This is a genomic window from Microbulbifer sp. CAU 1566, assembly GCF_023156515.1.
Taxonomy (GTDB): Bacteria; Pseudomonadota; Gammaproteobacteria; order Pseudomonadales; family Cellvibrionaceae; genus Microbulbifer.
Map to the genome: position 1 here is coordinate 576,641 of NZ_JALNMG010000002.1, position 22,448 is coordinate 599,088.

Genomic DNA, 22,448 nt, shown 5'->3' on the forward strand with positions numbered 1-22,448 from the left:
CGCAACAATGGGCGCCGTTGACAAAGAAGTATCACTGGCAATAGTAAGGATTCGCCATGCAAAACACTCTGAAACTGTTCTCCGCCGGTCTGCTCGCAGGCCTTGTGGCCCTGACGGCAGGCTGTGGCAACGACACCGAGAAACGCCCCTCCGGCACCCTGATTTCCATCTCCGCCCAGGGAGAAGCCAGCCAGGTACCAGATATCGCCGATATCTCGGCCGGTGTGGTCACCGAGGCAGACGAGAGCAATGCGGCCATGCAGGCCAATGCGGAGCAGATGGAAAAACTGATGAAAGCCATTAAACAGGCGGGCATCGACAAAAAAGATGTGCAGACCAGCGGTATCAATCTCATGCCGCGCTACGACTATCAACCAAACCGGGAACGCCAGATTGTCGGTTACCAAGCGCGAAACACCGTAAGCATTACCGTGCGTAAACTGGATGATCTGAGCAAGGTGATCGACGCGCTGGCAGCGGAAGGTGCCAACCAGATTCACGGCCCCAGCTTTTCCATTGATGAGCAGGAGCCCCTGCTGGCAGAAGCCCGGGAGAAGGCCCTTGAACAGGCCAAAGCGCGCGCCGAGTCCTACGCAAAATCCCTCGGCACCAAGGTGCGCAGAATTGTAAGCATCTCCGAAGGCAGCCACGGTGGCGGCATGCCCCGCCCCATGATGCGCGCCGAGATGGCATCGGCCAAGGACAGCGCCAGCACCCCGATTGCACCGGGAGAATCCTCGGTTTCAGTCAACCTGGAGCTGGTGTTTGAACTCGAAAAATAATGCCTGCTTTCCATAGCACCATGAATTATGGAATATGGAAAACGGATAGCACCCTACAAAAATCCCGGCAATTGCCGGGATTTTTGTTTTTACTGGGGGGTTTTGTAAACCACCCCACCCTTCATCACAAACCGGATACGCTCCAGCGCCGTGATATCCTCCAGCGGATTGCCGATCACGGCCACCATATCCGCCCATTTCCCCGGCGCAATACTACCCAGCTCATCCTGTGCATTTAGCAACTGTGCTGCATTCCAAGTGGCAGATCGAATGGCATCTGCCGGGCTCATGCCCGCCTGCACCATCAATGCAAATTCCTGGGCATTGTCACCATGGCGACTGACCCCGGTATCGGTACCGAACGCAATGTTTACGCCCTTACGATGGGCGCGCTGAAAGGTATCCTGTAACAGCGGACCGATGGCGGCAGCCTTGGTGCGCACCATCTCCGGGAAAAAGCCCTCCACTTTGGACTTCTGGGTGACCCAATCCCCGGCCATCAGGGTCGGCACATACCAGGTGTTGTGTTGCATCATCAATGCCATGGTCTCATCGTCCATGTAAGTGCCGTGTTCAATCGAATCCACACCGGCACGAATGGCGCGCTCCATCCCTTCCTTGCCGTGCGCGTGCACGGCAACCGTAAAACCGTAATCCCTGGCCGTCGCCACAATCGCTTCCACTTCATCCTGCATAAACTGCGGATTCTGACCGCTCTTGGCCACACTCAGCACGCCCCCGGTGGCAGTTATCTTGATCAGGTCTGCACCGTCTTTATAACGCTGGCGCACCGCCTCGCGGGCACTGGCTTCACCGTTGATCACGCCCTCTGCGGGCCCGGGGCTCCCCATCAAATCGTGTCGGTAACCATTGGTGGGATCGGCGTGACCTCCGGTCGTGGCAATCGCGGTACCGGCGGTAAACACCCGCGGACCGATAATATCCCCGCGATTGATGGCATTGCGCAGACTGACGGTCACGTTGTCGCTGTCCCCCAGGTCGCGCACGGTAGTAAAACCCGCTTGCAGGGTGCGCTCCGCAGTATTGACCGCACGCAGCGTGTAATCCGCAGGGTTCCAGGTAAACGTTTCGGTGTAGGTGCTCGGCCCGTATTCATAGGCCAGATGCGTGTGCATATCCATCAACCCGGGCAGCACCGAGAAGGCACTCAGGTCGATCAGGCGCTCGCCACTGCGCCGGGTGAAGCCCCGCTCCACAGACTCCACGCGACCATCGACAATATGCACCGTGCGTTTTTCCAGTAGCCGGCCTTTTTCACTGTCGAACAGCCAACCTGCATGTACCGCAATATTGCCCTGCCCCGTCCCTTTCTGCTGCGCACCGCCTTCCTGTGCCGCGACGCCGCCAACGAAAAGCAAGGACATCAATAAAAAAATCAACAAGGAAACCAATGGCACCGACGCTTTCACCCCTTCGCAGCGCCCCCTGTGAGAGTGCGTTACTGACGTTTTATTGCTAAATAATGCAAACATATCGGATCCAGCTGTTATGGGGCTCACCAGGGTGTCAGCCCATTATTATTCAATTCCCGCGGGAAGCGGCTGCGCCAATGTACCGCATGCGTCACCCATAAAAAAAGCCCGGTTGCTTGCGCACCGGGCTTTTGCGGGTCGAAGGAATTATTCCGAAGCCGGCAAGACTTCCACAGGCCCGATCCCGAGCGCTTCGATGTCTTTCTGGATTTTGTCCAGGTCACCCACAACCACCCAGGTGAACTGGTCCGGTGCCAGATATTCTTTGGCTGCAGCCTCAACCTGTGCTTTCGACAGGGCACTGACCCGTTGCGGATATTCAGCGATATACTCCGGTGGCAACCCTTTTTCCAGCTGCCAGGCGATACTGGAAAGCAGTTGTCCCTTGGTCTGGAAGCGCGCACTCTGCTTGAGCACTTCATCGTCCTGGTAGTCCTTCAGCTCCTTTTCTTCGATGGGGCGTTTGCCCAGGTATTCCCGGAACTCCTTCAACAGCTCACGCATGGCAGGTGCGGTCTGATCGGTTTGCACCGGGGCAAACACGATGTACGGGCGCTGGGCTTCCGTATCCAGTGATACCGCACGGGCACCGTAGGACCAGTGCTTGTCTTCCCGCAGGTTCATATTGAGTCGCGAAGTGAATTTTCCGGCGATCGCTGAGGCCATCGCACTAAACGCCTCGGCATCTTCCGCGCGCCAAGGAGGCATTACCAGCCCCGCCATAATATAACTCTGCTGTGCGCCCGGGCGGTCCAGCAGGAAAATACGGGCCTTCGCAGGTCGCTCCACTGAAGGAATTTCCAGCGTGGCCAGCGGTTCTTTGGGTGTGCGCCATCCACCCAGGGTTTCATTGAGCAGCTTCTCAATTTCCGCTTTGGTGACATCGCCGACAACGGTGAGCTGGGCGTTGTCCGGGCGCAACCAGGTATTTTGGAAGGTGATCAGGTCTTCCCGGGTAATGGATTCAACAGCCTCCGGAGTGCCCGATCCGGTCAGGGGCGCACCGTAGGGGTGATCTTCACCAAACAACAGCGGTGGCAATTTACGCATCGCCAACCCCTGGGGTTGAGCCTCTTCCTGGCGAATGGAGTCCAGCCAGTTGGATTTCACCCGCACCAGATCCTTCTCTGGGAACAGCGGGCTGGTTATCACGTCCCGGAACAGTTCCAGTGACGGTTCCAGCTCGGTTTTCAGGGCACTGAAGCTAATTGAGTTGTAATCAAGTCCACTACTGGCACCTATCCCCGCCCCCAGCTCTTCCTGACGGGCGCTGAAAGCGAGACTATCGTAATCTCCTGCCCCTTCGCTCAGCATGCGCGCCACAACCGAAGCCAATCCCGGCTTGTCCCCATCCGCTGAAGCACCGCTGCGGTACTGCAGGTTCATAAACACCACCGGGGTGTCATGTCGCTCGGCGAGCACTACCTTCAGGCCATTCTTCAGGGTAAAGGCCTGCTGCTCCGGCAACTCCAGTTCCACAGTCGGGTCCACCGCAGGCAATTGACTGCGATCAACATCTTCTTCGCGTACCGCGTATTCGTCTTTGGGACTGATTACCAGGGTGAAATGCTGCGGTTTGAGCCATTTCTGTGCGACATTCTGTACGTCAAACGCCGATACCTGTGCGTATTTCCCCAAGCCATTGACCAAGGCACCGGGGTCGTCGTAATAAAACTCGGAGCGGGCAAGGATGTCGGTTTTACCACCAAAGCCACCGATTTTTTCCAGCCCCTTCACCAGGCTGGCAAATTCGCTCTGCTTGATACGGCGCAGCTCATCCGCACTCACGCCAGACTGGGCGAACTCGCGCAATTCCTCATCCAGGAGCTTTTCCACTTTTTCGACAGACTGACCGGGCTTCAAATCCACCATGATAAACAACTGTCCCGCCAGCTGCCGGCCATAGTAAAAAGCACTGACACTGGTCGCCACCTGCTCATCGCGCACCAGGCGGCGATAAAGCAGGGAATTTTTGCGATTGGCCAGCAGCGACGTCATCAAATCCAGCGCATTTTCTTCCTTGCTGCCAATGGCCGGCACATTCCACACATAGTAAATCCGCGTCTGCGGCACCTGGTCGGTCATCTCCAGGCGCTTGTTCACTTGTGAGGGCAACTCCCAGTTCTTCAGTTCCGGCGGCACCGAGGTACTGGGGATACTCCCGAAGTACTTACGCGCCTTTTCCATGGCCTCGGCAACGGTGATATCCCCGGCAATCACCAGAATGGCATTGGCTGGCTGGTAGTAATCGGTAAACCACTGTTTGACGTCTTCCAGGCTGGCCTGATCCAGGTCTTCCATGGAGCCGATGGTGGTCCATGAATAAGGGTGATCGGAGGGAAAGGTATTGGTGGCAATCTCATCGAATGCCTTACCGTAGGGCGCATTTTCCCCCTGGCGTTTTTCGTTTTTTACAACGCCACGCTGCTCGTCGAGTTTTTCCTGACTGATGGCACCCTTGAAGTGCCCCATACGATCCGACTCCATCCACAGCGCCATATCCAGCGCGCCCTTGGGCACCGTCTCGAAATAATTGGTTCGGTCGTTGTTGGTGGTGCCATTCATATCCGTGGCACCAGAGCGCTGGAAGGGTTCGAAATATTCGCCGGGGAAATTTTCCGAGCCGTTGAACATCAGGTGTTCAAACAGGTGGGCAAAACCGGTCTTGCCACGGGTCTCATCTTTGGAGCCCACTTTGTACCAGATATTGATCGCCACCACTGGCGCCTTGGGATCTTCGTGCACAATGACCGTGAGGCCGTTCTTGAGCACCTCTTTGTGAAATGGCAGCTCGATTTTTGGCGGCTGAACAAAAGCCTCGTTACCACTAGCTGCCGCTTTGCTACTGGCGGCGGCTTCTTTATCCGCAGTCAGCGCCTTGTGAACCTTCTCATCGTCCCCGCTAGATGACGGATGCCGGTCACAACCAGACACCGACAACAACCCCATTAGGCCAGCGCAAAGAGTAAGTCGCAGGGCCAGACGGCCAGAGGCGGTTCGCATATCCATTGTCACTTATCCTGAGTCACTTATCCTGATTTTGTATTTTTCAGCGGCGGGGAGCATGACAGCTGCTCATCATTCACCACAAAAAATCCGGCGCTTTGCTGGTTGGAAAGCCGATTAAACGTCAATTTGCAAAAGAGCCACAAGGCAATGTGGTCACGCGGGTATTAGTGTAGGCAAAAAAACGGGCGCCGTAGCGCCCGAAGAATACCTCACAGAGAGACGATGATGTCGTCAGAGGAAAACCGTTCAAATATCAATCGAATACGAAACAGGGAGCGCCTGCCGGGCTCCCCTAATGCGATCACGCCGCCGCTGAATCCGCCTTGTTCAGGGCGTCCTCATGTCCGAAGCGCTCTTCCGCAATGCGATCGGCAACGTGTGCCGTGGTTTCACCGGTTTCATCGGCGCGCTGGAAAACTTCCTGCATGGTGGTGCCAATGGTTTCGATGTGCGCTTTCACCTGATCGGCGTTGTACTCACCCTGCTCCTGGCCGAGCTGCTGGTAGTAAACGTCGATGATACCGCCCGCATTGATCACGTAATCCGGCGCGTACAGAATGCCTTTTTCTTTGAGCACTTGCGCGTGGCGGGCTTCGGCCAGCTGGTTGTTGGCGGCACCGGCAATGGCACCCACTTTCAGGCGATCGATGGTGTTGTCGTTCAGGATGGCACCCAGGGCGCAAGGCGCGAACAGGTCTACATCCAGGTCGAAAATTTCTTCTGCGCCAACCGCGGTTGCGCCCAGCTCATTGACCGCGCGATCTACGTTGTCCTGGAAAATGTCGGTAACAAAGAGTTCAGCGCCGGCTTCTTTAAGCAATTTAGCGAGGCGGAAGCCAACATTGCCCACGCCCTGAATAGACACTTTCAGGCCGCTCAGGTCGGTACGGCCCCAGCGATGCGCGACCGCCGCTTTCAAACCAACAAAGACGCCGTAGGCAGTGGAAGGAGACGGGTCACCGCCATGTTCCTGGCCGGCGATCACACCGGATACGAATTTGGTGCGCTCACCGATGATTTTCATATCGGCAACGCTGGTGCCGGAATCTTCTGCGGTGATGTAGCGGCCACCGAGGGTGTTCAGGAAGTCCCCCATGGCCCGCAGCAGTTCCGGCGTTTTCTGCTTGCGCGGATCGCCGATGATGACGGACTTGCCGCCGCCGAGTTTCAGGCCAGCCATGGCAGATTTGTAGGTCATACCGCGAGACAGACGCAGGACGTCGTTCAGAGCTTCGGCATCGTCGGCGTAAGGCCACATGCGGCAACCACCCAGGGAAGGACCCAGGTTGGTATTGTGAACCGCAATAATCGCCTTCAGGCCGCTTTTAGCGTCGTGGTAAAAGGCAACTTCTTCATGGTTGTCGTACGCGGGATGGGAAAAAATACTCATTACAATCCTCTCCGGAGGCCGGTTTTACGGCGGCGTCAGACTCGGCCAATTTTGTCGGCTCCGTCTACTGCCGTGCTTTATTCTAGGTCCCTAAGAATATAGCCAGTGCCGGAATACGCGCATTGCGATCTTTGCGCCAATAGACCAAACAGTATCATTTACATCCCAAAATTATAGATATTTTAGGATGATCAAACCTGCAAAAATCGTTACTTTGAATTAGTCATGTATTTGGCAGCCGACATTGGGCCAAATATCCACCAAATCCTTCGCTACCCCCACTCCCTCGCGAAGCTCTGCGCCCGCAGGTGGCAATCCCAGTCAGACCCAGCCACAAGGCCCAGTTACAAGAACCAGTCATAAGACCCAGGCGCAAAGCCCAGTCACAGTAGAAAGCATCAGCAAACTGGCCTGTAACCTGTCGTCTGGTAGAATCCGCGCCCGATACACCCCCTATTCAGGCCTTGATTCAGGCACCACCCGATTTACAGAGAAGTCTTCATGCTCAATGCCGACGCCCTCAAGCAGCTTACGCAGCTGAAAACCGATATTCGCTCCACCAAAGAATTCGCCGAAGGCCGCGTGCGCGGCAGCAATGGCAAGTTCGGCTTTGTGGTGCTGGATGACGGCCGCGAGGCGTTTCTGCCACCGGCGGAAATGGACCGGGTGTTTCCCGGGGACCGAGTGCGTGTCAGCCTGACCGAAGAAGAGAAAGGCAATGAAAAAGGCAAACTGTCGGCAGAGCTGGACAGCCTGATCGAATCCGAGCTCAAGTACCTGGTCGGCCAGTACATTCAGCGCGGCCAGGGCCACTTCATCCAGCCCAGTGAGCACGGCCTGTCCCGCTGGATCTTCCTGCCGCCCAAAGCGCGGGGCAAAGCCCAGCCGGGCGAATTCATTGCCTGCAGTGTGACCCGTCACCCGTTCAAGGACGGCAAGTCCCAGGCCAAGGTGGAAAATGTAATCGGCCAGCCGGATATGGCGGGTATCGAGCACGCGTTCGTGGTGGCCCAGTATCGCCTGCCGAACCAGTTCAGCCCGGCGGCACAGGAACAGGCCGATCAAGTGCCAGCACAGCTGCAAGACCTTTGTGCAGAGCGCAAAGATCTCTCCGAACTGGGTTTTGCCACCATCGACGCCGAGTCCACCAAAGACATGGACGATGCCCTGGCCGTCAGCGCATCCGACAACGGCTGGACCCTGCACATTGCCGTTGCCGACCCCTCAAGCCTGATCGAACCAGGCAGCGCCCTGGACAAGGAAGCGCAGCAGCGGGCGAGCAGCGTTTACCTCGCCGGCGAAACCCTGCCGATGCTGCCAGGCAACCTGTGTGAAAACAGCTTTTCACTGCTGCCCGGTGAACTGCGCCCGGCCCTGGTGATGCACATAAAGGTGGCGAAAGACGGCGCCCTGAATAGTTTCGACTACGAATTTGCCGCCATCCGCTCACAGCACAAACTGAGCTACGCCCAGGTTGCGCAGTTTATTGAAGGGGATGAAACGGCAGTACCCGCAGAACAACAGGAGAGCCTGCGCCAGCTGGACGAGCTGAGCAAAGCCCGCACCGAGTACCGAGCGGGCCACTCGCTGGTGATGGAAGACCGCCCGGATTACGACTTGGTGTTAAACGAACAGCGCAAAATCGAGCGCATCGAAAAGCAACAGCGCTCCGCGGCACAGCGCATGGTGGAAGAAGCCATGCTGGCCGCCAACATCTGCGCCGGCAACAAACTGGCCGAGCTCGGCGGAGGCTGCTTCTCCATTCACCTCGGTTTCCGCGACGAGCGCATGGCAGAAATTCGCGCACTGCTGAAAGACGTACTGCCGGAATACGCCGAGCAGGATCTGCACCAGCTGGATACCTACCTCAAGCTGGTGAAGGAACTGGAAGCCCACAGCGATACCGAAATGCACAATGTACTGGCGGTACTGAAGCGCATGCTGCGCCCCGGTGAACTGAGCGGCAAGCCCGCCGCGCACCTGGGACTCGGACTCGCCCACTACGCCACGGTCACATCGCCGATCCGCAAATTCAACGACCTGCACAACCACCGCGTGTTGCGCGCAGCACTGCTGGGGACCGAGCAGCCCAAGCTGGAAGAACGCAACGGCGAAGCCCTGCAACAAGTTGTTGCCACCGGTCGCCAGGCCGACCGCGCGCTACAGCAATGGCTCTACTGCCAGTACATGGAACCCAAAGTGGGTGAAGTCTTCAGCGGCACCATTACCTTGGTCAATGGCGCCGGTATCGGTGTGCGCCTGGAAGACAACGGCATCAACGGCTTTGTGCGATTCAACGGCAAAAAGAACCCCTTCGAGTTTGACGGCAAGCGCCTGCGCATTACCCGCGGCGAAGAACGTTTCCAGCTGGATCAACAGGTGCAGGTCAAGGTCAGCGCAGTCGATGTCGACAAGCGCCGTATTGCGCTGGAGCTGGTCGCAGAATCTGCCGAGGACTCGGCGCCGGAGGCCGGCAACTGATTGCGGCCACAATGCCAACATCTGTAACACCCTATTCCACAAACCGTCTTCCGTAACACCATCGGACTAAACTTCCAGCCGCGGGGCCAAAAGCCCTGCGGCCAACACTGGCCACTATCCCGGCATCCCGGCCCCGTTATCTGGATCCTCGCCAGGATAGACTCAAGAAAGTCACAAGGAACAACCATGTCGACCATTGCCGAACTGAACCCCGCTCCCCTGTGGAAACATTTCGCCAAGCTTTGCGAAATCCCCCGCCCGTCCAAGCATGAAGACAAGGTGGTGGCCTATATCGTTGATTTCGCCAACAACCGCGGCCTCGATGTCAAACTGGATCAGGTCGGCAATATCATCATCAAGAAGCCTGCAACACCGGGGATGGAAGATCGCAAAACCCTGGCAATGCAGAGCCACGTGGACATGGTGCCGCAGAAAAATGCGGATACCGACCACGATTTCCTGACGGATTCCATCAAGCCCTATATCGATGGCGAGTGGGTTACCGCAGAGGGGACCACCCTGGGCGCGGACAATGGCATTGGCGTTGCCGCCATCCTTGCCCTGCTGGAGTCCACCGATATCCCCCACCCCGCGCTGGAAGCCCTCCTCACCATTGACGAGGAAGCGGGAATGACCGGCGCCAAAAACCTGCAGCCAGGGCACTTCGAAGCCGACCTGCTGCTGAATCTGGATACCGAAGACGAAGGCGAGCTTTACGTGGGTTGTGCCGGCGGTGTGGATGTCAATGTCTCCCTGCCCTATTCCTCAGAACCCACGCCCGCGGATCATCAGGCTTTCAAATTGAGTGTTCGAGGACTGCGCGGTGGCCACTCCGGGCTGGATATCGACAAAGGCCGTGGCAACGCCAACAAAATCGCCAACCGCATCATCGATGCCGCGCTAGTGGAAATTCCCGAGCTGCGTATTGCCAGCCTGGACGGTGGCAGCCTGCGCAATGCCATTCCCCGCGAGTCGTTCACCACTATCACTGCACCGGCCGACAGGGGCGCAGATTTACAAAAAGTTTTTCAGCGTGAAGCCGCCGCCATCAAGGCCGAACTGGACAATGAAGCCAGGCTGGAAATCACTCTGGAAGAAACCGACACTCCGGCAGCGGTAATGGATACTGAAAGCCAGCTCAAACTGATCCGTGTCATCCGTTGCTGCCCCAACGGCGTCGAGCGCATGAGCACTGCGCTGGAAGGCATTGCCGACACCTCCAACAACCTTGCGAGAGTGGTCACCGAAGAGGTAAACGGGCAGTCTCAAATACGTATCCAGTGCCTGGTACGCAGCCTGTCCGACAGCGCCCGCGACCAGCACGGCCTGAATGTCGCCGCGGCATTCCAGCTCGCCGGTGCGCACACCTCACTGGACAACGCCTATCCCGGCTGGACGCCCAATATGCAGTCGCCCCTGCTGGCACTAATGAAAGACGTCTACAAGGAGATGGAAGGCAAGGAACCAGAAGTCAAAGTCATTCACGCCGGCCTCGAGTGCGGCCTGCTGGCCAAGCCTTACCCCAACTGGGACATGGTCTCTTTTGGCCCTACCATCCGTCGCGCCCATTCGCCGGAAGAGCGGGTACATATCGAGAGCGTGGGGAACTTCTGGGACTACTTTTTGAAAGTCGTGGCGGCCATTCCCAAGCGTTGAAGTCACAAAATTGACAAAAGCCCGGCCAAACCCGCCGGGCTTTTTTGTATTTGTGAAATATTCCAAGGAGAATGGTGGCAAACAACAGGTAGCGCCGCTTTATGACTCCAGCGATCAATACGGCTAAAAAGGCCAGGATCTGTTACCAGGTGCACGAGTACCAGCACGATGTGTCAGCCCCATCTTATGGTCTCGAAGCCGCAGAAAAACTGTCGCTCGCGCCCGCGCGCGTATTCAAGACACTGGTGGTGAGCCTGGATGGGAAGTCCCTCGCCGTTGCGATAGTTCCAGTGCAAAGCCAACTCAGCATGAAGCTGATCGCCAAGGCCGCCGGTGTAAAAAAAGCCGCAATGGCAGATAAAGACGCCGTGATGCGCTCCTCGGGTTATGTACTCGGTGGCGTGAGCCCACTGGGACAGAAAAAGCAGTTGCCCACCTTCCTGCACTGCTCTGCCGAATCGGAAGCCACCATCTTTGTCAGTGCCGGCCGGCGGGGCCTGGAGATTGAACTGGCTCCAAAAGATCTGTTGCAGCTGACCCGGGGCAAATTTGCACCACTGGCCGCCGATTAAACAGAAGACCCTGCGAAAACCGTGAACATAATTTGACTGACGGTGTCGAAACGTCGATACCAATAAAGAAAGGAAGCCCTGTGAAGTATCTTGCTCTTTTAACATCCCTTGTATTGCTGTCGGGTTGCGGCACGGTGACCACGCTGACCAATTCCGACTCGGAAATAGCACGAAATCTGAAACGACAGAATACAGGCTGTGTCAGTGTGCCCCGGGTGTACAGTGGCGTTGCCTACAATATGTGCAAACTCAACTCCAATGGAAGCTCCATTTACTTTCTCCCAATGGTCGGTGCCTACCTAGTTGACAGCCTTTTGTCGGCCACCACCGACACCGTCATGCTGCCCTACACCGTCTATGTGCAGAGCCAGGACGGCAGCATTAACCTGTAGAAATTTCGCCCAGCTATTCACCGGCCGCGCGCACCGCAACCGGGAACCACTGGTCCCGACTTAGACTGGTTCCCGCGTTGCATACATCGCATAATGCGCGGCCAAATTTTCAAATCGACGACTGGCCTGCTGTATGTGGTTTAAAAACCTGCGCGTCTACCGCCTCACCCGCGAATTCTCCCTATCCGCCGAGCAATTGAACGAAATGCTCGAGCCGGACATTTTCACGCCTTGCGGCAGCCAGGATATGGCCCGCTACGGCTGGGTACCGCCCCTGGGGCGCCACGGCAGCGAGCTGGTCCACGCCGCCAACGGCTACCTGATGGTGTGCGCGAAGAAGCAGGAGAAAGTGATCCCCGCGGCGGTGGTGAATGAGAAGGTAGAAGAAATGGCCCTGGCCATTTCCGAAAAAGAAGCCCGCAGTGTCGGTCGCAAGGAGCGGCAGAACCTCAAAGACGAGGTACTGTTGGAAATGCGCCCGAAAGCCTTCGCGCGCTCCCGCCTGCAATTTGCCTATATCGACCCCAAAGATGGTTGGATTGTGGTGAACGCCTCTTCGGCCAAGGCCGCGGAGGAACTACTGGAGAACCTTCGGGAGGCCATCAGCAGCCTGTCGGTAGTACCAGTAATCGCCAAAAACATTCCGCAGCAATCCATGACCCACTGGCTGACCGCCCCGGAGGCCCCCGCCAATTTCGAGTTCGGCCACGAGTGCGAGCTGCGCGACCCGCAGGAATCGGGCAGTGTCATTCGCTGCAAAAACCAGGACCTGTGTGCGGAGGAAATCCACAATCACCTGGTCGCCGGTATGCAGGTGCACAAACTGGGGCTGGTCTGGCGCGAAGGTGTGGAACTGATGGTAGATGATCAGCTGGCCATCAAGCGCCTCAAGTTCAGCGACGAAGTGACCGAGAAGGCCGATAACGCCGATGCCGACAATGCCGCCCAGCGCTTCGATATCGAATTCTCGGTAATGACCCTGGAAATCTCGGCACTGTTAAAGGACCTGCTGGTGGCTTTCGGCGGGCTCAACACCGATACAGCCAGCGTCGACGAGATAGTCGCCCGCGCTACCCGCGCCGATAGCGAACAGCAACTGGCTGCGGAAGTGGAAGAAGTGGTTTAAAAAAACTGAATAAAAGAGCTCCATTGGGCATCTACACACTTCTAAAAAAAGGCCGCTATAAAGCGGCCTTTTTTGTGTATCACTCAATGAATTTTCTTGATCGGCCGCCCCGGCTCACTCCACAACACGTGGTATTTCTGCTGCTCAGGTTTATCGACCCGCGAAAAGGTGTGCGCGCCAAAGAAATCGCGCTGGGCCTGCAGCAGGTTCGCCGGCAGTGATTCGCGCCGGAAAGCATCGTAGTAACTGAGCGCTGAAGACAACGCCGGTACCGGAATCCCGCCAATGGTGGCATCGGCCACGGCCCGACGCCAGTTGCCCTGGTGGCTGGCGATCTGCTCGATGAAGAAATCATCCAGCAACAAATTGGACAACTTGGTATCCCGCTCATAGGCATCGCTGATGGACTGCAGGAAGACCGCACGGATAATACAGCCGGCGCGCCAAATGCGGGCGATTTCTGCAAAGTTCAGTTCCCAGCCCTGCTCGCGGGCCGCGAGCTTCATCAGATCGAAGCCCTGCGCATAAACGCAGATTTTTGCGCAGTACAAAGCATCGTGCAGCTGCGCGATTACCTCATCCCGCTTGTCCTGCGGCACCGCGGCCACTGACGGTCCAACCAGTTTTTTTGCCGCACGGCCGCGCAGCACCTTGCGGGTGGAAAGCGAGCGCGCAAACACCGCTTCCGCAATACTCGGCGCCGGGCAACCGACCTGCAAGGCACCCACCGCGGTCCACAAGCCAGTGCCCTTCTGACCGGCGCGATCGAGAATCACGTCCACCAGCGGCTTGCCGGTTTCCGAGTCCAGGGTATCCAATACTTCAGCACTGATATCGATCAGGTAGCTGTTGAGCACGCCTTTGTTCCAGTCGCGAAAGACTGCGGCAATTTCCTTTGGTGTCATCTCCAGGGCACTACGCATCACGTCATAGACTTCGCAGATCATCTGCATATCCGCGTATTCGATGCCGTTGTGCACCATTTTCACAAAATGGCCGGAACCGATGGGCCCGATGTACGCCGCGCAGGGCTCACCTTCTTTGACGGGGTTGCCCGGCTCAAACCGCTCGATGGGCTGGCCCGTGGCCGGATCTACCTTGGCGGCAATTGCATGCCACACCGGCTCGATGCGCGCCCAGGCATAGCGGTCGCCACTGGGCATCAGGGAAGGCCCGAAGCGCGCGCCGACTTCGCCACCGGATACCGCCGTGGTGAAGAAGATCAGTTTGCCTTCGTAGCGCTTGCAGCGCGTTACAGAGTCGGTCCAGAGGCTGTTGCCGGTATCGATCACGATATCGTCCGCCTGCAGGCCGGCGTCCAGCAACTTGTTGCAAACGTCATCCACGGGCGCGCCCGCCGGCACAGAGAGAATCACCAGATGCGGCGCTTTCACCCGTGACAGCAGTTCGGTGTAGGAATTGCACACCTCCACCCGTGCCGGCTGGTCGCCCCGCTCTTTGGCATCCTGCTCCAGCAGCGCTTCCAGGCGGCCGTGATCCAGGTCAAAAGCACACACGCGGTATCCGTTGTCCACGAGGTTGAGGATCAGGTTTTTCCCCATGACGCCCGCGCCAATAAAACCGATATCGCAAAGTGAATCTGACATGGAATCTGACATGAAGGTCTCCAGAAAAGTGGTACGGCTCAAAGCGGGCGGAGTATAGCAATACCGGCAGCCACTCGGCAGTCGAATCTACCGGCAATGACTTGCCATTCCACCGCCACGGTAACCTCGCTACACTCCCGAGGAATATCACTAACCCGTTAATACTAATAAGCGACTCAAGCGCTTCGGAATTCAGCATGCCAACGCCGCCCAAGATATCTCCCCGCATCGAGTTCTCAGCCCCCTGGAGTCGCCAGCTGCGCTGGATAACGGCCCTGACCAGCCTGTTTCTTGTGGGAACCAGCGTGATCCTGCAAATAAACACACCGGCCCATGCCCCCAGCACCTATCAATTGGGTATCTGGCTGCCGCTCGCTCTGCTCCTGCTCTGCGCGGTATTTACCGTGCGCGGATACCGACTGCAAGGTAACGACCTGATTATCCGGCGACTCGGCTGGAGTACGCGTATATCACTGGGTGAAATCGAATCGGTGACCCATGAGCCGGACGCCATGAAAGGCTCCATTCGACTGTTCGGCAACGGGGGTTACTTCGGCTATATCGGCCTGTTTCGCAACCAGAAACTGGGGCGTTACCGGGCCTTTGCCACCAGCGCCGCGCACTCGGTGGTCATTCGTCGGCCCGCTTCAACTCTGCTGGTGACTCCGGATAATCCGCAACGTTTTGTGGAAGTACTCAAACCGTTTACCGAACACCAGCATCAGTAGCGACCTTCCGCTCCCCCCCGATACCTGGCGCTGATCTACACTGAAGTTCAAGCTGCCATTTCACTGCCTAATTTCCAGGTACAGGGGACGCGAGTATGAAGTACGCACCGATCATGGGGTTTATTTACCTGCTCACAGGCAGTTTCGGCTGTCTCGCCGATGATAGCCGCACCGAAACCCTGCAGTTCGCCAAGGGTGCCACCGGAACCTCCGTTACCAGCGGCATTACCGGTTACCAGACCGTGAACTACAAGGTCACCGCCAGGGCCGGTCAGTGGATGGAAGTGAAATTGCAGACGAGCCACTCCGCCACCTATTTCAATGTCTTCGCCCCGGGCACCGGCCCCGGGGATGCCGCCATTTTTATCGGCTCGACCACAGGAAACCACTTCGCTACCGAGTTACCAGCCAACGGCACCTACACCATTCAGGTTTACATGATGCGCAGTGCCGCCCGCCGCAATGAAACCGCGGACTACAAACTGCGGGTGGATATTGATGGTGACAACGGCAGTACCAGGAGCAGCCATTAAGGCCGCGACGACCAATCACCCGGTCTGCAAACTACACTGGACGCCTTACCGGCCAGTGTCTGCCCGGCAACAATGACTCGCTATCTCTTTTCGACGGTGTATCAGTGGCTGGCGTATCAGTGGCTTGAGGCAGACACCAGGCAATGTAATAAGCAGATTTATCGGGAAATTCAGTGCAGAAACCAGTCCGGCTGACACTCTGGCTATTATTGGCACTCGCCAATATCTGGCCACTTTTGGGGCAAATTGCGCTCGCCGCTGGCGCTGCCCCGGCAATTGCTAACAGTAGTATTCGCCAGGAGAAGGTCGAACTCGCAGAACCCCGATCCACTGCAGAAGGCTCCGGCACCGCCACCGGCTCCATTTCCTCCGGGCTCCCGAACAGCGCAGGCAACCCCCGCAGCGCCCGCATCTCAGACACTATCCAGGGTCATCACGCCATTGAATACCTGATTGACGCCCGCACCGGGCAATCTCTGGAGCTGGACCTGCGCAGTAACAATGTGCAGGCGAGCTACCATATCACCGCGCCTGCGGCACCCCGCGCACTGCATAAAGGCCACGGGCTACACGCGCGCTACTCCGTCACCCTGCCCCGGGACGGCACCTACAAGGTTCTGGTTTACCTGATGGAGTCCGCTGCGGAAAAAGGGGAAAGCGCCAATTTCCTGCTGAAAATCCGCCTGCGCGATCCCGGGTAGGCTCTCTCCAGATTGTCGATTTTCGCCATCATGCAAGACGCTCAACAGCAAAGCGACAGCGACAGTAAAATCGCCAATGCGACAATCAATGCCGACTACAGTACCGCCATCGACCAGGTAGACCGCTGGGTGGATGGCGCCATCACGCTGATACCCAACTTCACCGTTGCACTGGTTGTGCTGTTAGTCTTCTTTATTCTCGGCAGCCTTGCCCGTTTCCTGATTCGGCGCCAGCTGAATCGACGGCAGCGCAGTAACCTCGGCGACATGCTGGGAGGGCTGGTGAAATGGAGCCTGATACTGCTGGGGTTTTTACTGGCTGCCACGATTGTCATGCCCAGCCTTAAACCCGGGGACCTTATCGCCGGCCTCGGCGTCGGCTCGGTTGCAATTGGTTTTGCCTTCAAGGACATTCTGCAAAATTGGCTGGCGGGACTTCTGATCCTGATCAGACAACCCTTTGAAGTCGGTGACCAGATTAAAGTCGCGGACTATGAAGGCACCGTCTGCCGAATTGAGACCCGCGCCACCATGATTGATACCTACGACGGGCAACGGGTAGTCATCCCCAACAGCGACATTTACACCAACGCCATTCTGGTAAAAACGGCGCATGCCACACGACGCACAGATTACGACATTGGCATCGGTTACAGCGACGATATCGAGGAAGCCTGTACCGTTATTTGCAAAGCATTAAACCAAGTGGAAGGCGTGCTTTCAGAGCCGGCCCCGGAAGCCCTTCCATGGGAACTGGCAGCCAGCTGGGTCAGTATCCGCGCACGCTGGTGGACCCATGCAAAGCAATCCGACGTGACCCACGTGAGAGCAAGGGTGATACACGCGATAAAAATTGCGCTGGACGATGCCGGTATTGATATGCCTTTCGAGACCCAGGTTCACCTGTTTCACGATCAAACGGATGAAAGCGATGGCGAACGAGGCAGTCAACGGGAGGGGTGGCCAGTGGGCCGCAAGGATAGGGAGTGAGCTTACATTGATCGGCCAGGCTCGCAGAAGGCGAGCCCGGCCTGCCATAGGCAATCAGCCGATACAGGCAATCAGCCGATTTTGCGGATACCTACGGCTTCGCGCAGCTTGGCCAGGAAAGGGCGGGAATAAGCACGGGCTTTTTCTGCCCCCTTCTCCAGTTCCACTTCGATTTGCGCCGGGTTCGCAAGCAAATCGTTGTAACGCTCACGCGCCTCGGCAACCTGACCGTTGATCAGCTCAAACAACTGCTTCTTGGCCTCGCCCCAGGCAATCCCCTCTTCGAATGCCTTACGCATCTCCGCGGTCTGCTCCGGGGTAGCGAAGGCCTGCCAGATCTGGAATACGGTGGAAGTATCCGGGTCTTTTGGCTCACCTGGCTCAAGCAGGTTGGTTTTAATTTTGTTGATATGTTTTTTCAACTGCTTTTCTGGCAAAAACAGCGGAATGGTATTGCCGTAGCTCTTGCTCATTTTGCGGCCATCCAGCCCCTGCAGCACGGCCACATGCTCATCGACCACCGCTTCCGGCAGTGCAAAATGTTCACCATAGTGGTGATTGAATCGCTGACCGATATCCCGTGCCATTTCGATGTGCTGGATCTGGTCTTTACCCACCGGCACTTTGTTGGCATTGAACATCAGGATGTCAGCGGCCATCAGGATGGGATAGCTGTAAAGCCCCATGGTGATACCGAAATCGGAATCCTGGCCGTCTTCCCGGTTTGCATCTACCGCCGCCTTGTACGCATGCGCGCGGTTCATCAGTCCCTTGGCCGCCTGACAGGTCAACAGCCAGGTCAACTCGGGAATTTCCACAATGTCCGACTGGCGATAGAAAACCACATTGTCAGTATTGAGGCCCAGCGCCAGCCAGGTTGCGGCAATCTCCAGCGTGGACTGGTGTACCTGCTCCGGATCCTGGCACTTGATTAGCGCGTGGTAGTCCGCCAGAAAGTAGAAAGACTGGTTACTCTCTTCCTGGCTGGCGGCAATGGCCGGGCGAATGGCGCCCACGTAGTTACCCAGGTGTGGTGTGCCGGTGGTAGTAATGCCGGTAAGAACGCGCTGCTTGCTCATAAATCCTTGCTTTTCTATCTGCTATTTATCGCTACGATGAATCAGGAGGGCGAATGATACCCGTTTCCTGCCAGTGGTTGTACGGCTTGGGTCCTATCCCATCGCGGATCAGGCCGGACCTCGCACAGCCTGACATTCCGCCAGTACGTCGCGGTACTCTGCTGCCATTTGCTCCCAGTTCATCCCCGAAACATCCGGCAACCGCGCTTTTGCCGCGGATTGCGCCCGCTCCGCACAGCGCACCATTGCTGCACACAGGTTCGCCGCACAGGACTCCACATCATCGGAGTAACGCCAACCGCCCCGTCCGAACCATTCCGGGTAGGCAAGGTTGTCCGGCACCAGCGGCTGGCACCCGGCAGCTACGGCCTCGAGCACCGCGAGCCCCTGGAAGTCGTGGCGCGCGGTGGAAATCACCCCGTGACTGCTCCCCAGCAACTGGCGGTACTCGGCCACGCTCTCCCGGTACCCCCAGGCACCCAGGGCGCCCTGCTTTACCAGCAGCTTCTTGATATGGGCAAACTCTGCCGGCTGGCGACGAAATTGCTGCCCAACCACATGCAGGGTATAGGGGATCGCTTCACGTCCGAAGCGACGCAGTGCGGCGAGCAGAATATCCGGACCTTTGTCGTACTCCCAACGGTGATTCCAGATGAACGTCGGGTGTTGCGACCTTTCCTGGGGCACCTGAAAGGCGGCATTTTCCAGTGGAACGGGTAATACCCGGGATTTTTCCGCAATTTCCCGGCAGATCCCCTTGGGCACATGGTCCGGCAATTTATGCAGGAGTTCCTGCGCCCCCTCCAGCAGGGTGGTGCGGTTGTACTCGGAATTGAACAGCAGCAGATCGCCGCAGAGCGCGGTATAGATGTTCAGTAGTTGCGGTTCCACAGAGTCGATCGCATCTTCGCTGCGCGGGTAATCAAACTGGTTTTCATGGAAGTAGACCGCTGTTGGTATGCGGGCCAGTTCCGGCACCAGTCCCCTGAGCGCAGACAGGTCCGTCATCGACGTGGCAACGACCAGGTCCCAGGGTTGCTTGAGGACGGTCGCGGCTTCTCCACGCCCCCAGCTGAGGCTGTTACCTCGTACTCTCCAATTAAAGTAGCGTGGTGGCAGTGTGAGAACCGTCCACTGCCACTGGGGAATTGCGGCCACCAGGCCACGCCGCCAGCGCTTGTGGCTGTCGGCATCATAGGCGGAAAGCAAAAGCACTTTCACAAAATGTACCTGAAAGGTTGACTCAAATACTCAGCTGAAATCCCGTACATTGGTCAGGCGCGCAAACAAACTGGAAGTATCCCAGCGGCCGCCTCCGAGCGCCTGCACCTCGCTGTAGAACTGATCCACCAGCGCAGTCACCGGCAGCAATGCGCCATTGCGCTGGGCCTCATCCAGCACTATCCCGAGATCTTTGCGCATCCAGTCCACGGCAAAGCCGTGCTCATACTCTCCCGCCAGCATGGTTTTGTAGCGGTTTTCCATTTGCCAGCTTTGCGCGGCACCCTTGGATATCACCTCAACCACCTGCTCGGGGTCCAGCCCCGCAGCGCGGGCAAAATGCAGACCTTCCGACAGGCCCTGCACCAGACCGGCAATACAGATCTGGTTGACCATTTTGCACAACTGCCCACTGCCTACCGGCCCGAGCAAATTCATTGCGCGGGCGTAACAGTCCAGAAATGGTTTAGCACGTTCGAAGAGTACCGGGTCACCGCCCACCATAATCGTCAGCGCGCCATTCTCCGCTCCCGCCTGGCCACCGGATACCGGTGCATCCAGAAATCCAATTCCGCGCTGTTCAGCTTCCGCAGCCAGCGCTCGCGCCACATCGGCGGACGCCGTGGTGTGGTCCACAAACACACTGCCCGGCCCCATGCCCTGAAAGGCACCATCCGGTCCCTCGGTTACCTGCCGCAGGTCGTCATCGTTACCTACACAGGCGAACACGAATTCGGCACCCTGCGCAGCCTCTGCCGGAGTTGCGAATGCCTCACCGGCATGGGTTTCCAGCCACTCGCCGGCGCGACTGGCGGTGCGGTTATATACCCGAACCTGATAACCAGCCCTGGCAAGGTAGCCAGCCATGGGGAAGCCCATGACGCCGAGGCCAATAAATGCAACCGTAGTATTCGCTGAGCTTGCCATCATTACCTCTGGTCAAATTGTTTGGTTATGCCGCCGGTCTGGGACAAGTGCGGGGTCAATTGGCAAGAATCAGCCAAATCAGTGCCGCACCCAGCAACAACCGGTAAATGGCGAAGGGAGCCATACCAATGCGGCTGATAAATTGCAGGAAAAAATGAATACAAAGGTAAGCGCTGATACCGGACAGGATCACGCCGAGGAAAATACTCCCCCAGGGCACAAACTGGGTATCGAGCAATTCCATGGTCAGCAACAGAGCGCTGAGAGCAATGACCGGTATCGACATCAGAAATGAGAAACGTGCCGCCGCCTCCCGTTTCATCCCCAGCATCAGGCCCGCCGTCATGGTAATACCCGAGCGCGAAGTACCTGGAATCAGTGCCAGGGCTTGGGCGGCACCAATCATCAGCGCCTTTTTCCAGTTCAGCTTGCCAATATCATCCCGACGCGCGCCGCGCACATCTGCCCACCACAGTAGCAGGCCAAAAAGAATGGTCGTCGCGGCTATTACCGCGGAGGATCGCAAGTGGGTCTCGATAAAGTCTTTGAATGCCAGCCCCACCAGGCCCGCAGGAATCGTTGCCAGCACAATCAGCCATGCCAAACGCCCCTCATCCGTAAACTGGCCACCTTTGAAACCGCCCAGCCCATCGCGGATCAAGTGCCAGACATCTTTACGAAAATACACCAGCACCGCGATCAGAGAACCAAAATGCACCGCCACATCAAACGCCAGCCCCTGGTCCGGCCACCCGAGCACCTGGTTCGGAAGAATCAGGTGTGCTGAGCTGGAAATAGGCAAAAATTCAGTGATTCCCTGGATCAGGGAAAGGATGATGATATGAAGAGTTTCCATTCGGGTTACTACTGCCGGTATAAGCCCGTATCAGGCCTGATTATTTTCGATTCAGCTGGCTATTTTCAATGCAACAGCTATTTGGGCTTAACGCTGGCGAATCCGCTCGCGCTTTTTCCAGGTGACTTCATTGCGTAAATAGGCTGGCTCCAGATCCTGGGCGGCAACCTGCTCGCCCCGCTGCCAGAGATCGGCGGCCAGGACCGCAATATCCTGCGCGTGAACATCCGAATCCAGAGCCAACGCTTTAACATTCAATGCCGCCAGTTGCGGATACTGCCAACCGGGGCCGGCGGCATAGAACTGGCCTTCGGAGGCCTCGGCGCCCGCCGGCAGAGTATATCCCGCCGCCCGTAACGCAGAGACCACCTGTTCAGGGCTGGACACCGCGTCTTCAAGCAGTGCGCTGCCCGGCTCGCCGGTGTCGTAAAGCCCCCAGTAAACCTCCTGCATCCGCGCATCCAGCGCAACGAGTACTGGTGCATCTTGCCAATCCGGGTGGACACGGACCGCACCCGCTGCCATGGCCGCAAGGCTGGATACCGGGACTACAGGCTTGTCAGCGGCAAATGCCAGGCCCTGCACGCAACTGATTGCTATACGCAATCCGGTAAATGAGCCGGGCCCCCGGCTTACGGCAAAGGCATCCAGCTGCGACAGGCTGCTCTGCCCCTCTGCCAGCACCGCCTCAACCATGGGCAGCAGACGGCGAGTATGATCCCGCTCCGCTTTCACGAACTGCTCCCAGACCTGGCCGTCACTATAGAAAGCAACTGAGCAGGCACCGGAGGTGGTATCAACAGCCAGAAATTTCAACGAATAAGACCCGTATTGGTGAGATCAGAAGAAGGCGTGGTACCCCGGATCGAGGAACTGGTGGCGAATTGTGTCACGCCCAGCGGTAA

General features: G+C 57.4%; 19 protein-coding genes. 10 read left to right on the top strand and 9 right to left on the bottom strand.

All coding sequences use genetic code 11. The features are described 5' to 3' along the window. The first annotated feature begins 56 nt into the window (after positions 1 to 56). Positions 57 to 782, top strand: coding sequence for an SIMPL domain-containing protein (locus M0G74_RS07630; protein ID WP_248215903.1), 726 nt, complete (start codon positions 57 to 59; stop codon positions 780 to 782). An 89-nt stretch (positions 783 to 871) separates the two neighbouring features. Here the strand turns inward: M0G74_RS07630 and M0G74_RS07635 are convergent, their stop codons facing one another. The 3 genes from M0G74_RS07635 to M0G74_RS07645 form a co-directional block, all read right to left on the bottom strand. Then, positions 872 to 2,167 carry an amidohydrolase family protein gene (locus M0G74_RS07635; RefSeq protein WP_248215904.1) on the bottom strand — a complete coding sequence of 432 codons (1,296 nt, stop codon included), beginning with the start codon at positions 2,165 to 2,167 and terminating at the stop codon, positions 872 to 874. 255 nt (positions 2,168 to 2,422) lie between these two features. After that, on the bottom strand, positions 2,423 to 5,284 hold the full coding sequence (locus M0G74_RS07640; RefSeq protein ID WP_248215905.1) for a pitrilysin family protein: 2,862 nt from the start codon (positions 5,282 to 5,284) through the stop codon (positions 2,423 to 2,425). Positions 5,285 to 5,585: 301 nt separating this feature from the next. Further along, complete coding sequence (locus M0G74_RS07645) at positions 5,586 to 6,674, bottom strand: Glu/Leu/Phe/Val dehydrogenase dimerization domain-containing protein (RefSeq protein ID WP_248215906.1); 1,089 nt, start codon at positions 6,672 to 6,674, stop codon at positions 5,586 to 5,588. A 501-nt stretch (positions 6,675 to 7,175) separates the two neighbouring features. Between M0G74_RS07645 and M0G74_RS07650 the strand changes: the two genes are divergently transcribed. The 5 genes from M0G74_RS07650 (at position 7,176) to rdgC (ending at position 12,901) form a co-directional block, all read left to right on the top strand. Next, positions 7,176 to 9,155: a VacB/RNase II family 3'-5' exoribonuclease gene (locus tag M0G74_RS07650; protein ID WP_248215907.1), complete on the top strand. Its 1,980-nt coding sequence runs from the start codon at positions 7,176 to 7,178 to the stop codon at positions 9,153 to 9,155. 186 nt (positions 9,156 to 9,341) lie between these two features. Beyond that, positions 9,342 to 10,811, top strand: coding sequence for an aminoacyl-histidine dipeptidase (locus M0G74_RS07655; protein WP_248215908.1), 1,470 nt, complete (start codon positions 9,342 to 9,344; stop codon positions 10,809 to 10,811). Between the two features lie 101 nt (positions 10,812 to 10,912). After that, positions 10,913 to 11,383, top strand: coding sequence for a Cys-tRNA(Pro) deacylase (gene ybaK, locus M0G74_RS07660; protein ID WP_248215910.1), 471 nt, complete (start codon positions 10,913 to 10,915; stop codon positions 11,381 to 11,383). Between the two features lie 80 nt (positions 11,384 to 11,463). Further along, positions 11,464 to 11,775, top strand: coding sequence for a YceK/YidQ family lipoprotein (locus tag M0G74_RS07665; protein ID WP_248215912.1), 312 nt, complete (start codon positions 11,464 to 11,466; stop codon positions 11,773 to 11,775). 133 nt (positions 11,776 to 11,908) lie between these two features. After that, on the top strand, positions 11,909 to 12,901 hold the full coding sequence (rdgC, locus tag M0G74_RS07670; RefSeq protein WP_248215914.1) for a recombination-associated protein RdgC: 993 nt from the start codon (positions 11,909 to 11,911) through the stop codon (positions 12,899 to 12,901). 83 nt (positions 12,902 to 12,984) lie between these two features. Here the strand turns inward: rdgC and gndA are convergent, their stop codons facing one another. Beyond that, positions 12,985 to 14,520, bottom strand: a complete 1,536-nt coding sequence (gene gndA, locus M0G74_RS07675; RefSeq protein ID WP_236250320.1) for an NADP-dependent phosphogluconate dehydrogenase — start codon at positions 14,518 to 14,520, stop codon at positions 12,985 to 12,987. A 185-nt stretch (positions 14,521 to 14,705) separates the two neighbouring features. Here gndA and M0G74_RS07680 point away from each other — a divergent pair, with 185 nt between their 5' ends. From M0G74_RS07680 to M0G74_RS07695, 4 genes are all read left to right on the top strand, one after another. Further along, complete coding sequence (locus tag M0G74_RS07680; RefSeq protein ID WP_248215915.1) at positions 14,706 to 15,236, top strand: PH domain-containing protein; 531 nt, start codon at positions 14,706 to 14,708, stop codon at positions 15,234 to 15,236. Positions 15,237 to 15,331: 95 nt separating this feature from the next. Beyond that, entirely contained in the window at positions 15,332 to 15,769 is a 438-nt protein-coding gene (locus tag M0G74_RS07685; protein WP_248215917.1) for a hypothetical protein, read from the top strand. 173 nt (positions 15,770 to 15,942) lie between these two features. After that, a complete protein-coding gene (locus M0G74_RS07690; RefSeq protein ID WP_248215919.1) occupies positions 15,943 to 16,470 on the top strand; it encodes a hypothetical protein in 528 nt (175 codons plus the stop codon). A 30-nt stretch (positions 16,471 to 16,500) separates the two neighbouring features. Continuing rightward, positions 16,501 to 17,460, top strand: a complete 960-nt coding sequence (locus M0G74_RS07695; protein ID WP_248215922.1) for a mechanosensitive ion channel family protein — start codon at positions 16,501 to 16,503, stop codon at positions 17,458 to 17,460. 71 nt (positions 17,461 to 17,531) lie between these two features. On the opposite strand, the gene M0G74_RS07700 is transcribed toward M0G74_RS07695, so the two are convergent. The 5 genes from M0G74_RS07700 to tsaB all read right to left on the bottom strand — a co-directional run bounded on the left by M0G74_RS07700 (position 17,532) and on the right by tsaB (position 22,359). Then, positions 17,532 to 18,539 carry a tryptophan--tRNA ligase gene (locus M0G74_RS07700; RefSeq protein ID WP_248215924.1) on the bottom strand — a complete coding sequence of 336 codons (1,008 nt, stop codon included), beginning with the start codon at positions 18,537 to 18,539 and terminating at the stop codon, positions 17,532 to 17,534. A 108-nt stretch (positions 18,540 to 18,647) separates the two neighbouring features. After that, positions 18,648 to 19,760, bottom strand: a complete 1,113-nt coding sequence (locus tag M0G74_RS07705) for a DUF3524 domain-containing protein (RefSeq protein ID WP_248215925.1) — start codon at positions 19,758 to 19,760, stop codon at positions 18,648 to 18,650. A gap of 30 nt (positions 19,761 to 19,790) precedes the next feature. Next, the gene (locus M0G74_RS07710; protein ID WP_248215926.1) at positions 19,791 to 20,687 is read right to left on the bottom strand and encodes an NAD(P)-dependent oxidoreductase; all 897 of its coding nucleotides are present in this window, start codon (positions 20,685 to 20,687) and stop codon (positions 19,791 to 19,793) included. Positions 20,688 to 20,742: 55 nt separating this feature from the next. After that, a complete protein-coding gene (locus M0G74_RS07715; RefSeq protein ID WP_248215927.1) occupies positions 20,743 to 21,543 on the bottom strand; it encodes an undecaprenyl-diphosphate phosphatase in 801 nt (266 codons plus the stop codon). Between the two features lie 87 nt (positions 21,544 to 21,630). Next, a complete protein-coding gene (gene tsaB / locus M0G74_RS07720; RefSeq protein WP_248215932.1) occupies positions 21,631 to 22,359 on the bottom strand; it encodes a tRNA (adenosine(37)-N6)-threonylcarbamoyltransferase complex dimerization subunit type 1 TsaB in 729 nt (242 codons plus the stop codon). Positions 22,360 to 22,448 lie beyond the last annotated feature (89 nt).